Genomic DNA, 14,610 nt, shown 5'->3' with positions numbered 1-14,610 from the left:
ATGGTACTGCACCCTAACCAGTGTGGGAGAGTAGGACACCGCCGAACACAAACACCCGAAAGGGCCCAGCGATGACGCTGGGCCCTTTCGTCGTTTCTGGGAAGTTTTATCGGATCTCGTTAGTCCGTGGACGGCTCAGCTCCTCGCGGCACAACGATCATCGGTGCGGCCAGGACGCGGAGCATCTTCGCGGCGGTGGTGCCGAGGAAGAGACGCTGAGGTGCCGCGAGCCGGCTGGAGCCGACGACGATGACGTCCCCGTCGTTCCAGTCGACCGTGGAGACCGCGTCGCCGATGTCTTGTCCGCGAGCGACTTCCGATATGACGCTCGTTCCCTCGGGCAGTCGGGCGTGCGCTTCGTCGAGTGATCGTTGCGCCAATTCGAGCGCCCGAGCGACGGCGGCATCCTCGTCGGCCTCGGAGCGCTGACGCACCATGTCGTCGTTCGACACGAGCGAGACCAGGCGCAGGGGCACGCCGCCGGCACGACAGAGATCGAAGGCGGTGTCGAGGACGTTCTCGGTTCCCGGTCGGCTGCCGATGGCCGCGGTGATGCGGTCGATACGGTCTGCGCCGGTATGTGCGAAGCCGCGGGGTGCGAGGACGACGGGGATCGCCGACGAGTGCAGTAGTCCGTTGACGACGGTGCCGAGCGAGTGGCGGCCGACCATCCCGCCGCCGGAGCCGCCGGCGATGAGCAGCGTGGAGCCCTGTTCGGCGGCGACCGCGGCCAGGCCTTCGGCGATATGGTCCGCGACGGTCAGATGTGTTCGCACGGAGACGTCGTCCGGCACGAGTGCCGCGGCGTCCGCGAGCCAGCGGTGCGCCGTCTCGTCGAGCATCTCGGCGAAGTGATCGTCGTCGGGACTCGGGTCATCGGGCGGGATGATGAGGGCGATGTCGAGGTCCGTGCGCAATGTCCTGGCCAGGGCCACACCGAGGGCGACCGCATCTTCTCCGCCGGGGGTGGCCAGATAGGCGACGAGCAACTTCATCGCAGTACTCCCATCTCGACATCGTGGACGCGGACGAGCCCGCGCGCTGTCTCCAGGATGTCAGGCGCGCGGGCTCGGTGGCTCCCGATTGTGTCAGGAGTCGCGTTCAGCTCAGGTGGTGAACCTCCTGCAGACCGTAGACCGGAGTGGGGATGCCCTCGTAGCGTGCCTTCAGTTGCAGCGCGAGGTAGAGCGAATAGTGCCGGGACTGATGGAGATTGCCGCCGTGGAACCACAGCCCGGGCTGCTGGGTGGGCTTCCACATGTTGCGCTGTTCCCCCTCCCAGGGGCCGGGGTCCTTGGTGGTTTCCGAGCCGAGTCCCCACACCTTGCCGACCCGATCCGCGATGTCCTGACCCATGAGGTCGGCGGCCCAGCCGTTCATCGAGCCGTAGCCGGTCGCATAGACGACGACGTCGGCGGGGAGTTCGGTCCCGTCAGCCAGGACCACCGAGTTCTCGGTGAGGTGATCGACCTCGCCGTGCGCCAGCTTGATGGTGCCGTCGGCGACGAGGTCGCAGGCGCCCACGTCGATGTAATAGCCGGAGCCCCGCCGCAGGTACTTCATGAACAGCCCGGAGTCGTCGTCGCCGAAGTCCAGGTCGAAGCCGGCGGCCTCGAGACGATCGTAGAAGTCCTTGTCGCGCTCGCGGATCTGGTCGTACAGGGGGATCTGGAACTGATGCATGATGCGGTAGGGCAGCGAAGCGAAGGTCAGGTCGGCCTTCTTGGTCGTCATCCCCGACTCGACGGCCTGCTCGCTGTACAGCGAGCCGAGCCCGATCTCCATCAGCGAGTCCGACTTCACGATGTGGGTGGACGAACGCTGGATCATCGTGGTGTCGATGCCGTTCTCCACCAATGCCTTACAGATGTCGTGCGCGGAATTGTTGGCGCCGACCACGACGACCTTCTTGCCCACGTAGTCGTCCGGACCCGGATGTTGGCTCGAGTGATGCTGTTCGCCGGCGAAGACGTCCTGCCCGGGGAAGGACGGCACATTGGCCTTGCCCGACATGCCGGTGGCGAGCACCAGTTGCGTCGGATGAAGGGTCAGTTTTTCGCCGTCCTTGTCGAGCTCGACCGTCCACTGCTCGGCGTCCTCGTCGTACGTGGCGGAGAGACAGGTCGTCTTGCTCCAGTACGGAACCTCCATGACCTTGGTGTAGAACTCCAGCCAGTCACCGACCTTGTCCTTCGGTGCGAAGACCGGCCAGTTCGACGGGAAGGGGAGGTACGGCAGGTGGTCGTACCAGACCGGGTCGTGCAGGCAGAGCGACTTGTAGCGTTTGCGCCACTGATCGCCGGGACGGTCGTGCCGGTCCACGACGATCGACGGCACACCGAGCTGCCGCAGACGCGCGCCGAGCGCGATACCGCCTTGCCCGCCGCCGATCACCAGGACGTAGGGCTGGACCGCACGACCGAGTTCGGCTTCCTCATCGGCCCGGCGCTCCGCCCAGGAACGCTGGTCCGGATCGGCACCGTGGACGGCGCCCAGGACGCGGGAGCGGCCACTGGGTTCCTCGTGGCCCTTGAGTTCCTGCAGGGTGGTGAGCAGCGTCCACGCGGTGTCGTCGTCCTCGCGCAGACGCAGGTGTCCGACACCGCGGCCGGTTGCCGTCTCGAATTCGATGAACGCCGAGGTGACGCCGTCGTCCGAGGTCGGCGGCTCCGACGTGCGGAAGCCGCGCGGGGTGGTGTCGGCCAGTCGCGCGCCGAGCATGTCGGCGATCTGCTCGCGTCCCTCGACCGTCTTGAGGTTCCACGTGAAGGCGACGAGATCACGCCAGTAGCTGTCGAGTGCGAACATTCCGGCCACGCGGGTGATGTCCTGTGCGGCCAGGGCTCGTTCGAACTCGCCGAGCCACGCGTCGACGCGCTGCTGTGGGCTGATCGATTCGTGGTCGTCGGTGACCGGCGGTTCGAGTGTCTGCGTCATGGTGCGCCTCCTGTCGTCGTGTGATGCACAGCACACCGTCCCGTCGTGTGTGACGACAAGGGTTGCAAGGGGTAGCGGTCCGATGGGTATGCGGAGACTTTGCCGATCGGTGTGATGCGGCGCACAATCGAGGTGATGTCTCAGTCAGTCCCCGAATCGGTCCCCGAGCCCGCGATGTCGGCCGCCGACGATCCGCGTCATTACGCGCAATTGCTGTCGGCCGTGTACGACGCGGCGATGTCGGGTCAGAAGATGCCTGCGCGCCCGCGTGACCTCATCAGCGAATCGTGGGGCCGCGCCCAGCACGCGGGCGTCGATCCCGACGCCGACATGCTCGACGACGGCATCGACACCGGCGAGCTCGAATCGCGGCGACAGGAATCCGGTCTCGCCGACGTGCTGGTGGGTCTCACGCGCGGACTCGACTCGGTGATCGCCGACGGTGACAACATCCTGGTGGTCGGTGACGCGTCGGGCCGCGTGCTGTGGCGCAGCGGGGCACCCCGGGTGCTGCGCCGCGCCGATCGCCTCGGCTTCATCGAGGGTGCCGACTGGGCTGAGGACCGGGTCGGCACCAATGCGATCGGCACCGCACTGATGTCGGGCCGGGCGGTGCAGGTGTTCTCGGCCGAGCATTTCGTTCGCAGTCACCACACGTGGACGTGCGCGGGTGCCCCGATCCGGGATCCGCGCACCGGCGAGATGCTCGGGGTCGTCGACGTCAGCGGTCCCGCAGCGACGATCCATCCCACGACCGTGGCTCTGGTCGACGCCGTCGCGAAGCTGGCGGAATCGCAACTGCGCGAACACCATCGGCGTGATCTCGACCGTCTGCGGTCGGTCGCGGCGCCCATGCTGGCGAGATCGCACGGTCCGGCACTGGCGGTGGACGGGGCCGGCTGGGTCGTCGCGGTCGACGCCGTTCCGCCGCGGACGCGGCTGATGCTGCCACGCACACCGGTTCCGGGAAGGGCCTGGCTGAACGGGCTGGGGGACTGCGATCTGGAGCCGTTGCCCGGCGGATGGCTGATCCGGATCGTGGACACCGCCGAGACGAACGCGCCGACCGCGGTCACCTTCGACCGCACCGATCCCCGGCGACCGGTGCTCTCGGTGACCGGTACGGCAGGTGCGTGGACGCATCATCTGTCGCCGCGACATGCGCAGATCCTCGCGATCCTCGTCGACCATCCCGAGGGCCGGACGGCCGCGCAACTCGCCGAGGCGATGTTCGGCACCGGCGAGCGGGCCATCACCGCGCGGGCCGAGTTCTCGCGGCTCCGCAAACATCTCGGAGCGTTGCTGGCCGCCAACCCCTATCGGTTCGCGGAGGGCGTCGACGTGACGATGGTCGGCGGCACCGGCTGAGCCCACGCGCTGCGCACGGTCGGTGAACCTGCCCGCGGGCAGGGTGCCCGAGACGTTAGATTGGGACGTGTGACCTCCCACATCGACGGGTACCTCCGCCACATCATGTCCGAATGCTCGCCCGATACCGCGGGTGCGGTCGCCGACTACATTCCCGAACTGGCTCAGGTGGATCCGGACGGCTTCGGGCTCTCGATGTGCATGCACGACGGAAAGCTGTACGCGCAGGGCGACAACGAACTGGCGTTCACCATCCAGTCCATCTCCAAGCCGCTCACCTATGCGTTGGCCCTGAGCCGTCTGGGGGCGGCGGCCGTGGACGCGAAGGTCGGCGTGGAACCCTCGGGCGAGGCCTTCAACGCGATCAGCGTCGACGACCGTCTCCGACCGGAGAATCCGATGATCAACGCCGGGGCGATCCTGACGACGTCGCTGCTCCTGCCTCCGGTGCGGGACATCGGCCCGGAGGTGGTCGACGACGTATTCGGCGAGATCCTGAACTTCTATTCGGCCTGTGCGGGAAGGCAATTGGAGATCGATGAGGCGGTGTGCCGGTCCGAACACGAGACCGGGGCGCGCAATCGGGCGATCGCGTACATGCTCGACTCGTTCGGCGTGGTGGACACGGACCCGGAGGCCGCCCTCGATCTCTACTATCGCCAGTGCTCGATCCGCGTCACCACCGACGACCTGTCCGTGATCGGCTGCACCCTCGCCAACGGCGGCGTCAATCCGAGGACGGGGCGGCAGGTGCTGTCCCAGGAGGTGGTGCAGCGGCTGCTGTCGGTGATCACCACGTGCGGCATGTACGACGGCGCCGGTGACTGGGTCACCTCGGTCGGGTTACCCGCGAAAAGCGGTGTGGGCGGCGGGATTCTGGCCATTCTCCCCGGCCAGCTGGGCATCGGCGTGTATTCGCCGCGACTGGACGAGCACGGGAACAGCGTGCGCGGCGTGACGACCTGCCGTCACCTGTCCGCCGATCTCGGTCTGCACATGTTCAACCTGTCGCGTGAGGGACGGGTCACCATGCGTTCCTTCTACGACATCGGTGAGTTCGAGGTCGGGCCGGAGTGGAGTGAGCGCGAGCAGGGCTATCTGCGTACCTGCCGCGACCGGGTGCGGGTCTACGAACTTCAGGGCGACCTGACGTTCTCCGGAGCCGAGAGCGCATTGCGCAGGCTCGACAACGATTCGGACACCTACGATGTCGCCATCGTCGACATCTCACGAATCGGGATCATCGATCCGGTGGCCCGGACGATGGTGCTGAACTTCCGCCGCGCGCTCGACGAACAGCATCAGCGCATGATGGTGGTCGATCCCGACGGGGTGGTCCGCGCCAGCGTCGAACGTCACCGGCACGATCATCGAGCGCCGGATCTCGGTGCGCCGGAAGGGCTTCGGGGACTGGAGCCGAATCTCCCGAATGTGTACTCGTCGCTCGCGGACGCGGTCGGGGATGCCGAGGCGTTCCAGCTGAAACTGCGAGTGGGGGAGAGCGAGGCGTTCGGTACGGACTGAGCATCTCGCGTTAAGCTGGGCCGGTGCGTCTTGTTATCGCGGAATGCCAAGTTGACTATGTGGGACGGCTGACGGCACACCTGCCGATGGCGAAGCGACTGTTGCTGATCAAGTCCGACGGTTCGCTGAGTGTGCACGCCGACGATCGCGCCTACAAACCGCTGAACTGGATGAGTCCACCCTGCTGGCTCACCGAGGGGGCGGTGCCCGACGGCGTCGATGCGCAGGCGTACTGGGTGGTCACCAACAAGGCCGGCGAGGAACTACGGATCACCATCGCGGGCATCGAGCATGATTCGGCGCATGAACTCGGCATCGACCCCGGCCTGGTGAAGGATGGTGTGGAAGCCCATCTGCAGGAATTGCTCGCCGAGCACGTGGAGACACTCGGTCCCGGATACACGCTGATCCGTCGTGAATACATGACCGCCATCGGTCCGGTGGACATCCTGTGCCGCGACGCCGACGGTGCGACGGTGGCGGTGGAGATCAAGCGGCGCGGCGAGATCGACGGCGTGGAGCAACTCACCCGATACCTGGAGTTGCTCAACCGCGATCCGATTCTGGCCCCGGTGTCCGGGGTCTTCGCCGCCCAGCAGATCAAGCCCCAAGCCCGGACTCTCGCCGAAGACCGCGGAATCCGTTGCCTCGTCTTGGATTACGATGCACTGCGGGGTGCCGAGAGCACCGAGTTCCGCCTCTTCTGACACCTGAACGGCGAAGCCCGGCAGGACGTATCCTGCCGGGCTTCGTGTTGTCCGAACGTCGTTACTTCGAGGCCTGCTGGCTCGCCGGGACCTTCTTGGTGGCCGCCTGGCCGCCGCCGGTGTTCTGGGGGTTTCCGGACGGCTTGGTCTGGCCGGACTGACCCGAACCGGACTGATTCGAGCCGGACTGATTGGTCGACGACTGCTTGGTGTTCTGGTTACCGCCCGCGGTGTTCTTCGGGGACGGACCGCTGTTGGACGGACCCTGCGACGACGAGTTGCTGCTCGGGCGCTTGATCTGGGACTTGGCGGACAGCGCACGGTTGAGTGTCTCGAGGTCGTCGGCGTCGCTGAGCTCGTTGAGGTCGTGATCGGGCTCCACGAGCTGCGCCGGGATCTTGGTGAGCTGTTCGCGAACCTGATTGAGCTGCTCGACGACCTGCTTGCGGGCGCGGTCGGCCTTGCCCGCGAGCTCCCGCGAACGCGCGAGGCGTTCGGTCGCGATCTCCTGCGCCGTGTCGCGCATGCGCTGGGTTTCGTGGCGTGCCCGTTCGCGTTGGGCTGCGATGTCGGCGTCGTGGCGTTCACGCTCGGCCTGCCGGGCGCGCGTGCTCTGCAGCTCCAGCTCGGCGGCCTCGCCCTTCGCCTTGGTGACGATACGGCGCGCCTCGTCGCGGGCGGCGTTCATCGTCTCGCTGTGCTCGGCCTCCATGGCCGCCTTGCGCTCGGCGATGAGTGCAGCGGCCTCCTCGGCGTCCTTGGCCGACTGCGCGGCGAGCTGATCGGCCTTCTCGCGTGCTTCCCGCGCCCAGGCCTCGGCTTCGCCGATGGTCTTCTGCGCCTTGTTGTTCGCCGCGGTGCGCACGCGGTCGGCGTCGGCCTCCGCGTCGTCGCGCAACTGAGCCGCCTCCTGGCGTGCGATCGACGTCGTCTCGGCGGCCTCGGCAGCCGCCTCGGCCCGGATCTCGGAGGCTTCGTCGGAGGCGAGTTGCAGCATGCGGCCGAGGCGCTCGCTCATGCCCTGGGCGGTGCTCGGCGGGACCGACAGTTTGTCGATCTCCCGGCGCAACTCCTCGATCTCGTCGCGCGCCTCGTCGAGGTGGGCGGCGAGCTCATGCGCGTTCGCGGTCGCGGCGTCGCGATCGGCGGACAGCACGCGCAGTTCCGCGTCCATACGTTGCAGGTGATCAGCCACTTGGTCGCGGTCAAAGCCGCGCATCACGATCGCAAACGGAAGTGGCCGCGGTCCGGGAGTCGACATGCGGCCGAGTCTATCTCAGAGAGCCCGTCGGGTCCGGTTCAGTATGGCACCTTTGCGATCGTGCGAAGGTGCGTGCGCCAGAACAGAAATCGGATATCCCGAGCCCTCAGTGAGAGACCGAATTCTTCGCCGGTTCCACGAGTTCGAGCAGCACGCCACCGGCGTCCTTCGGATGGACGAAATTGATGCGCGAATCCGCGGTTCCGCGACGCGCGGCCGGGTAGAGCACCCGCACGCCAGCGTCGGTGAGCCGAGCCATCACCGCATCGACATCGGTGACCCGCACCGCGAGCTGCTGAAGGCCCGGTCCGTTCCGGTCAAGGAATTTGGCGATCGTGGATTCCTCGTTCAGCGGAGCCAGAAGCTGGATCACGGCCGCACCGGATGCGTCGGCGCCCGCCGGCCCCACCATCGCCTCGCGAACACCCTGCTCGGTGTTCGTCTCCTCGTGCAGGGTCCGGAAACCGAGATGATCGGCATACCACTGCTTGGCCGCGTCGAGGTCGGGGACCGCGATGCCGACATGATCGATGGCGACGACGAGATCGGCGATCGCGGCGGTGGCGGAAGTGGGGTCCGTTGCGGTGCTAGTCATCCTTCAACGGTAGCGTTGAGGGGACAAGCGCACAGAGCGGGCGCTCGGTCCGCCCGATCGGACGCCGCTCGATCTCGATTCCGGAGGTACCCCATGGCCACGAATTCCGATCAGTTCTCGACGGTCATCGTCGCCGGCGCGCGAACGCCGTTCGGCCGGCTGATGGGTTCCCTGAAGGACTTCAGTGCCGTCGATCTCGGTGCCATCGCCATCAAGGGCGCCCTGGAGAAGGCTCACGTTCCGGCCTCGGCCGTGCAGTACGTGATCATGGGGCAGGTGCTGACCGCGGGAGCGGGTCAGATGCCCGCACGGCAGACCGCGGTCAAGGCGGGGATCGGCTGGGACGTCCCCGCCCTGACGATCAACAAGATGTGCCTGTCCGGCATCGATGCGATCGCGCTGGCCGATCAGCTGATCCGCGCGGGCGAGTTCGACTGCGTCGTCGCCGGCGGTCAGGAATCGATGACCCAGGCACCGCACCTGCTGCCCGGCAGCCGTGGCGGTTTCAAGTACGGCAACACCGAACTGGTCGATCACATGGCCTACGACGGATTGTTCGACGCCTTCACCGATCAGCCGATGGGTGCGCTGACCGAGCAGGGCAACGACGTCGAGGCCGGCAAGGACGACGTGACCCGTGGTTTCACGCGCGAACAGCAGGACGAGTTCGCCGCGACGAGCCATCAGCGAGCGGCGGCCGCTGCGAAGAACGGCCTCTTCGACGACGAGATCGTCCCGGTGAGCATCCCGCAGCGCAAGGGCGACCCGATCTCGTTCACCGAGGACGAGGGCGTGCGCGCGGACACCACCGCGGATTCGCTCAGCAAGTTGCGACCCGCCTTCCGCAAGGACGGCACCATCACCGCGGGCAACTCGTCGCAGATCTCCGACGGCGCGTGCGCGGTCGTCGTGATGAGCAAGGACCGGGCGAACGAACTCGGACTGACCTGGCTCGCCGAGATCGGCCCGCACGGCGTTGTCGGCGGCCCCGACTCGTCGCTGCAGGCGCAGCCGGCCAACGCCATCGTCAAGGCCTGCGATCGCGCAGGCATCGAGCCGAAGGATCTCGACCTCATCGAGATCAACGAGGCCTTCGCGGCCGTCGGACTCGCCTCGATGGCGCTCCTCGGCGTGAACCCGGACAAGGTCAACGTGAACGGTGGTGCCATCGCTCTCGGCCACCCGATCGGAACATCGGGCGCCCGGATCACGCTGCAACTCGCGCTCGAGCTGAAGCGCCGCGGCGGCGGCATCGGTGCAGCCGCGCTCTGCGGTGCGGGCGGCCAGGGCGACGCGCTGCTCCTCCGCGTGCCGAAGAACTGATTCGGGGGAGGTCTACGACACAAAGTCGTAGATACCCGGACCGTTTGGGCACAATGGAGATCATGACTTCGATTTTCGACTTCTCCACGCCTGCCAAGCGGTTCCGGTTCTTCGCCTTCTTCGAGGCGCTGACCTGGGCGGCCCTGATCATCGCCATGATCCTGAAGCGGGTGCTCGACAACGACGACATCATCTTCTGGCCCGGCCTGATCCACGGTGTCATCGGTTTCCTGGGCTTCATCATCGTCGCCTTGCTGTCGGCGAAGCCCCTCGGCTGGAACCTGAAGGTGACGCTGCTGGCGCTGGTGTCGTCGGTGCCCCCGTTCGGCACGCTGGTCTTCGAATGGTGGGCGCGCCGCAACGGTCTGCTCGGTGAGCTGTCCACCACGCCCACCACACGCGCCGCGGCGGCCTGATCCGGCAACCACACCCGGCGGGTCCTCCGTCCGCTGTCCGCCGGTCCCGCGTTTCGGTGGCGACGGTCTTCGCGATCAACGGATTCCTCGCGGCCATGTGGGTCGCACACATCCCGGCGATCTCCGATCGCACGGGCGTCTCTCATGAACAACTCGGCGGACTGCTCCTGTTGCTCGGCGGCTCGGCCTTCGTCGGCATGCAGCTGTGTGGACCCGTGCTGGACCGCTGGGGATCCCGTCCGACGACCCTCGCCGCGGTCGTCGGGCTGAGTGTCGCGATCATCGTTCCCGCTGTCGCATCGAGTCCCGCGGAACTCGCTGGGGCACTCGTGGCGTTCGGCTTCACCAACGGCGCACTCGACGTGTCGATGAATGCGCAGGCCGTGGTCGTCGAGCAGCGCTACCGTCGACCGATCATGTCCGCCTTCCACGGATACTTCTCCCTCGGCAGCCTGGTCGGCTCGGGCGTCGTCGCCGTGACCCTCTGGTGGGGCGTCGGGGTGCCGCAGACGGTGATCGGTGCCGCACTCCTCGCTGTCGCGGTGCTCGTGGTGGCGGCGCCGGGACTCGTGCGGAAGGACGATGCGCCGACGAGCATTTCGGCGGATTCGCACCCGCACGCGACGTCGCCGGGACGGTGGTGGCATGGCATCGATCTCCGGCGGATGGCGATTCTCGCCGTGATCGCTTTCGCATTGATGCTCGCCGAGGGCACCGCGTACGACTGGAGTGCGCTCCACCTCGTGGAGACCTACGGAGTCGAACAGAGCGTCGGCGCCATCGCCTTCGGCGCGTTCAGCGCGGCGATGGTGGTGGCGCGGTTCGTCGTGGATCCGATCGCGGCGGCCACGGGCCCGGTGGCGGTCGTGCGCTGGGGCGCAACACTCGGAGTCGCCGGCATGATTCTCGCGATCGCGGCGCCCGCCCCGGGCTGGGCCATTCTCGGCTGGACGATATTCGGTCTGGGACTCGCGGGCCTCATTCCGCAGATCTTCACCGCGGCCGGCAACCTCTCGACGACTGCGAGCGGCCGGGCGATTTCCCTGGTGGTCGGCTGCGGTTACCTCGGGATGCTCGCCGGTCCGGCCGTCGTGGGATTCATCGGTGGGCGGACGACGTTGGCCACCGGTCTTCTGGCAGCCGTGGTCGCCCTGGTGATCGCGGTCCTCGCGGCCGGGGTCGTCCGTGGGCGGCCGGCCGACACGACGACCGGATCGTGACACACTGGTGGGGTGACGCGACCCACCAACAAGCAACAGGCAGCCGCCGCCGCGGCACGGCAGCAGGCCGCCGCGATGGCCATGTCCGGAGCCGTCGATCTGTCCGCTCTGGCCGAGCGCGCCGAGGCCCAGCGATCCCAGGCGCAGCGCCCGCAGGCACCTGCGGGTGCCCGCGCGACGCCGGGGGCACCGGCCGCCGGGCCGGTCATCGATGTGACCGACGAATCCTTCGAGACCGATGTACTGGCCCGCTCCGAGCGCCAGCTCGTCGTGGTCGATCTGTGGGCGGAATGGTGTGAGCCGTGCAAACAGCTCTCACCCGTTCTCGAGTCCCTGGCCGCCCGAGCACAGGGGCGGTGGGTGCTGGCCAAGATCGATGTGGACGCGAGTCCTCGTGTGGCGCAGGCATTCCGCGTGCAGTCCATTCCGATGGTGGTGGCCATCGCCGCCGGGCAGCCGGTCGCCGCGTTCAACGGCGTGAAGTCCGAAGCCGAGATCACCCAGTGGGTGGACGACATCCTCGCGCAGGTGGGTGATGCGCTGCCGGGGATCGATGACCAGGCCCCCGCAGCCGAGCCGGAGCCCGAGGATCCGGCGATGGTCGCGGCCGAGCAGAAGATGAACGACGGTGACTTCGACGGAGCGCTGGCCGACTACCGGGCGATCGCCGAGGCCGACCCCGCCAACGTCGAGGCCGCCTCGATCGTCCGGAATCTCGAATACGTGCTGCGCGCCCGGTCGCACGATCCGTCGATCGTCGACACGGCGGCGCCCGGTGACGTCGATGCACAGCTTGCGGCCGCCGACGTCCTGCTGATGGCGCAGCAACCGGAAGCGGCCTTCGACCGGATCATCGACGTGGTGAAGGCGACCTCGGGTGACGATCGCACACGCGCCCGCACCCGGTTGCTCGAACTCTTCGAGTTGTTCGATCCCGCAGAGCCGTTCGTGGTCGCGGCACGCCGGAAGCTGGCGACCGCGCTCTACTGACGTCGTCGGCGCGACCGTCACGCGCCCGCGTGACGGTCAGGCCGGGGTCAGGAAGATCGCCGAGTTGGCCGGCAGCATGACGGTCGCCGATGCGGGCCGTCTGTGGCGGCCGGGGGCCTGCGCCGTCACGCTGCCCATGTTGCCGCGCCCCGCACCGCTGTAGGCCGCGGCATCGGTGTTGAGTACCTCGCGCCACCGGCCGGAGTGCGGCAACCCGATCTGATAGTCGTCGCGGTCGCTGCCGGAGAAGTTGAACACGCAGGCGACCACCGAGCCGTCATCGCCCCAGCGCAGAAAGCTGATCACATTGTTGGCGGTGTCGTTGGCGTCGATCCACTCATATCCCGCCGACGACCCGTCCTGACTGTAGAGCGCCGGGTGGGTGCGGTAGACGTCATTCAGGTCGGTGACGAGATCGGCTATACCGGAATGCAATTCGCCTTCCCAGCCCTCGAGCTGATGCCAGTCGAGACTGCGGTTGTCCGCCCATTCGCCGCTCTGTCCGAACTCCTGGCCCATGAAGAGCAACTGTTTGCCCGGGTGCGACCACATGTAGGCCAGCAACAGTCGGACGCCCGCCGCCTTGGTGACTGCGTCGCCCGGCATGCGCGTCCACAGGGTGCCCTTCCCGTGGACGACCTCGTCGTGCGAGATCGGCAGGACAAAACTCTCGCTCCATGCGTACATCAGCGAGAAGGTGATCTCGTGGTGATGGAAGCTGCGGTGCACCTGATCGCGGCCGAGGTAGCCCAGCGTGTCGTGCATCCAGCCCATGTTCCATTTGAACGTGAAGCCGAGACCGCCGTGGTCGGTCATCTGCGTGACGCCCGGCCACGCGGTCGATTCCTCGGCGACGGTCACCACACCGGGGAAATGTTTGTGCACAGTGGCGTTGGTCTCCTGCAGGAACTGCACGGCCTCGAGGTTCTCGCGGCCGCCGAATTCGTTGGGCCGCCATTGTCCTTCGGGCCGTGAGTAATCGAGGTAGAGCATGGAGGCGACGGCGTCCACGCGCAGGCCGTCGACGTGGAACTCCGCGAACCAGTAGAGTGCGTTGGCCACCAGGAAGTTCCGCACCTCGCGACGACCGAAGTTGAAAATGTAGGTGCCCCAGTCGAGTTGCTCGCCGCGCATCGGATCCTCGTGCTCGTAGAGCGCCGAGCCGTCGAATCGGGCGAGCGCCCACTCGTCCTTCGGGAAATGCGCGGGCACCCAGTCGATCAGGACGCCGATGCCGAGTCCGTGGAGGTGATCGACGAGGAAGCGGAAGTCGTCGGGCGAACCGAAACGTGCTGTCGGAGCGTAATACGACGTGACCTGATATCCCCACGAACCCCCGAAGGGATGTTCGGCGACGGGGAGGAACTCGACATGGGTGAATCCCTTCTCGAGGACGTAGTCGCCGAGTTCGCTCGCCAGTTCGCGGTAATCGAGACCGTGCCGCCACGATCCGAGATGCACCTCGTAGATGCTCATCGGCTCGGCGACGGGGTGTCCCTGCGCACGGCGGTCCAGCCAGGCGGCATCGGTCCACCGGTGCTCGGAGCGGTCGACGACGGACACCGTCGACGGCGGGGGATCGGTGCGGCGGGCCATCGGATCGGCCTTCTCGCGCACCACGCCGTCGGCGCCATGTACGCGGAGCTTGTAGCGGTGTCCGACACCGATATCGGGAACGAAGACCTCCCAGACACCGCTGCTGCCGAGCATGCGCATGGGCGCCTGGCGCCCGCTCCAGTTGTCGAAGTCGCCGATCACCGCGACTCCGTGCGCGTTCGGTGCCCAGACCGAGAAGGCGGTACCCGCCACCTCGCCGTCGGGTGTCGTGTAGCGGACGGTTCGGGCACCCAGTGTCTCCCACAGGGTTTCGTGTCGCCCCTCGGAGAAGAGGTGGATGTCCATCTCGCCCATGCTGGGCAGGAACCGGTAACCGTCGGCCACCACATACTCGTCCGTACCGTCCCCGTCGGGACGTGGATAGGTCACGCGGTACCGGTAGTCGACGAGATCGGTGACGGGGACCGCGACGACCCACAGGTCGTCGGTCTGCCGTGTCATCGGGTGATCGACGCCGCCGATCACCACCGACACCGCCGTCGCATCCGGGCGGAGTGTGCGCAGGATGGTGTATCCGCCCGGTGCCTCGTGGGCGCCGAGGAACGCGTGCGGGTCGGGGTGCGTCAGGAACCGCAGGCGGTTCAGATCATGATCGGACGCCGAAGGATCCGGTCCGGCCGGCGTCGGCCCGCCGTGTGCGTCGTCGGTCATG

At 67.3% G+C, this 14,610-nt stretch carries 12 protein-coding genes; 7 read left to right on the top strand and 5 right to left on the bottom strand.

What is annotated here, in order from left to right; translation table 11 throughout:
* Nucleotides 1–119 precede the first annotated feature (119 nt).
* Together AC4JJG_RS20615 and AC4JJG_RS20610 are read right to left on the bottom strand one after the other, a co-directional pair.
* The gene (locus AC4JJG_RS20615) at nucleotides 120–995 is read right to left on the bottom strand and encodes a universal stress protein (RefSeq protein ID WP_495402090.1); all 876 of its coding nucleotides are present in this window, start codon (nucleotides 993–995) and stop codon (nucleotides 120–122) included.
* A 106-nt stretch (nucleotides 996–1,101) separates the two neighbouring features.
* On the bottom strand, nucleotides 1,102–2,937 hold the full coding sequence (locus AC4JJG_RS20610; protein WP_495402089.1) for an NAD(P)-binding domain-containing protein: 1,836 nt from the start codon (nucleotides 2,935–2,937) through the stop codon (nucleotides 1,102–1,104).
* Nucleotides 2,938–3,072: 135 nt separating this feature from the next.
* Here AC4JJG_RS20610 and AC4JJG_RS20605 point away from each other — a divergent pair, with 135 nt between their 5' ends.
* The 3 genes from AC4JJG_RS20605 to nucS all read left to right on the top strand — a co-directional run bounded on the left by AC4JJG_RS20605 (nucleotide 3,073) and on the right by nucS (nucleotide 6,536).
* Nucleotides 3,073–4,305: a helix-turn-helix domain-containing protein gene (locus AC4JJG_RS20605; RefSeq protein WP_495402088.1), complete on the top strand. Its 1,233-nt coding sequence runs from the start codon at nucleotides 3,073–3,075 to the stop codon at nucleotides 4,303–4,305.
* A 69-nt stretch (nucleotides 4,306–4,374) separates the two neighbouring features.
* Complete coding sequence (gene glsA, locus AC4JJG_RS20600) at nucleotides 4,375–5,829, top strand: glutaminase A (protein ID WP_495402087.1); 1,455 nt, start codon at nucleotides 4,375–4,377, stop codon at nucleotides 5,827–5,829.
* A gap of 23 nt (nucleotides 5,830–5,852) precedes the next feature.
* Nucleotides 5,853–6,536, top strand: coding sequence for an endonuclease NucS (nucS, locus tag AC4JJG_RS20595; RefSeq protein ID WP_495402086.1), 684 nt, complete (start codon nucleotides 5,853–5,855; stop codon nucleotides 6,534–6,536).
* 61 nt (nucleotides 6,537–6,597) lie between these two features.
* Here nucS and AC4JJG_RS20590 read toward each other — a convergent pair whose 3' ends face one another.
* Together AC4JJG_RS20590 and mce are read right to left on the bottom strand one after the other, a co-directional pair.
* Complete coding sequence (locus tag AC4JJG_RS20590; protein WP_495405825.1) at nucleotides 6,598–7,797, bottom strand: hypothetical protein; 1,200 nt, start codon at nucleotides 7,795–7,797, stop codon at nucleotides 6,598–6,600.
* A gap of 106 nt (nucleotides 7,798–7,903) precedes the next feature.
* Complete coding sequence (gene mce / locus AC4JJG_RS20585; protein WP_495402084.1) at nucleotides 7,904–8,392, bottom strand: methylmalonyl-CoA epimerase; 489 nt, start codon at nucleotides 8,390–8,392, stop codon at nucleotides 7,904–7,906.
* A gap of 93 nt (nucleotides 8,393–8,485) precedes the next feature.
* On the opposite strand from mce, the gene AC4JJG_RS20580 reads away from it, so the two are divergent.
* From AC4JJG_RS20580 to AC4JJG_RS20565, 4 genes are all read left to right on the top strand, one after another.
* Nucleotides 8,486–9,715, top strand: coding sequence for an acetyl-CoA C-acetyltransferase (locus AC4JJG_RS20580; RefSeq protein ID WP_495402083.1), 1,230 nt, complete (start codon nucleotides 8,486–8,488; stop codon nucleotides 9,713–9,715).
* A 62-nt stretch (nucleotides 9,716–9,777) separates the two neighbouring features.
* Nucleotides 9,778–10,131 (top strand): DUF3817 domain-containing protein, encoded by a 354-nt coding sequence (locus AC4JJG_RS20575; RefSeq protein WP_495402082.1) that lies wholly within the window; start codon nucleotides 9,778–9,780, stop codon nucleotides 10,129–10,131.
* 95 nt (nucleotides 10,132–10,226) lie between these two features.
* Nucleotides 10,227–11,351: an MFS transporter gene (locus tag AC4JJG_RS20570; RefSeq protein WP_495402092.1), complete on the top strand. Its 1,125-nt coding sequence runs from the start codon at nucleotides 10,227–10,229 to the stop codon at nucleotides 11,349–11,351.
* A gap of 81 nt (nucleotides 11,352–11,432) precedes the next feature.
* On the top strand, nucleotides 11,433–12,341 hold the full coding sequence (locus AC4JJG_RS20565; RefSeq protein ID WP_495402091.1) for a tetratricopeptide repeat protein: 909 nt from the start codon (nucleotides 11,433–11,435) through the stop codon (nucleotides 12,339–12,341).
* A gap of 36 nt (nucleotides 12,342–12,377) precedes the next feature.
* Here the strand turns inward: AC4JJG_RS20565 and glgB are convergent, their stop codons facing one another.
* Nucleotides 12,378–14,609, bottom strand: a complete 2,232-nt coding sequence (gene glgB, locus AC4JJG_RS20560; RefSeq protein ID WP_495402081.1) for a 1,4-alpha-glucan branching protein GlgB — start codon at nucleotides 14,607–14,609, stop codon at nucleotides 12,378–12,380.
* Between the last annotated feature and the right edge of the window lies 1 nt (nucleotide 14,610).

This window comes from Gordonia sp. B8661-1, from assembly GCF_059427765.1.
Note: the sequence above shows the minus strand (reverse complement) of the source record. Positions and strands in the feature narration are given on the sequence as shown.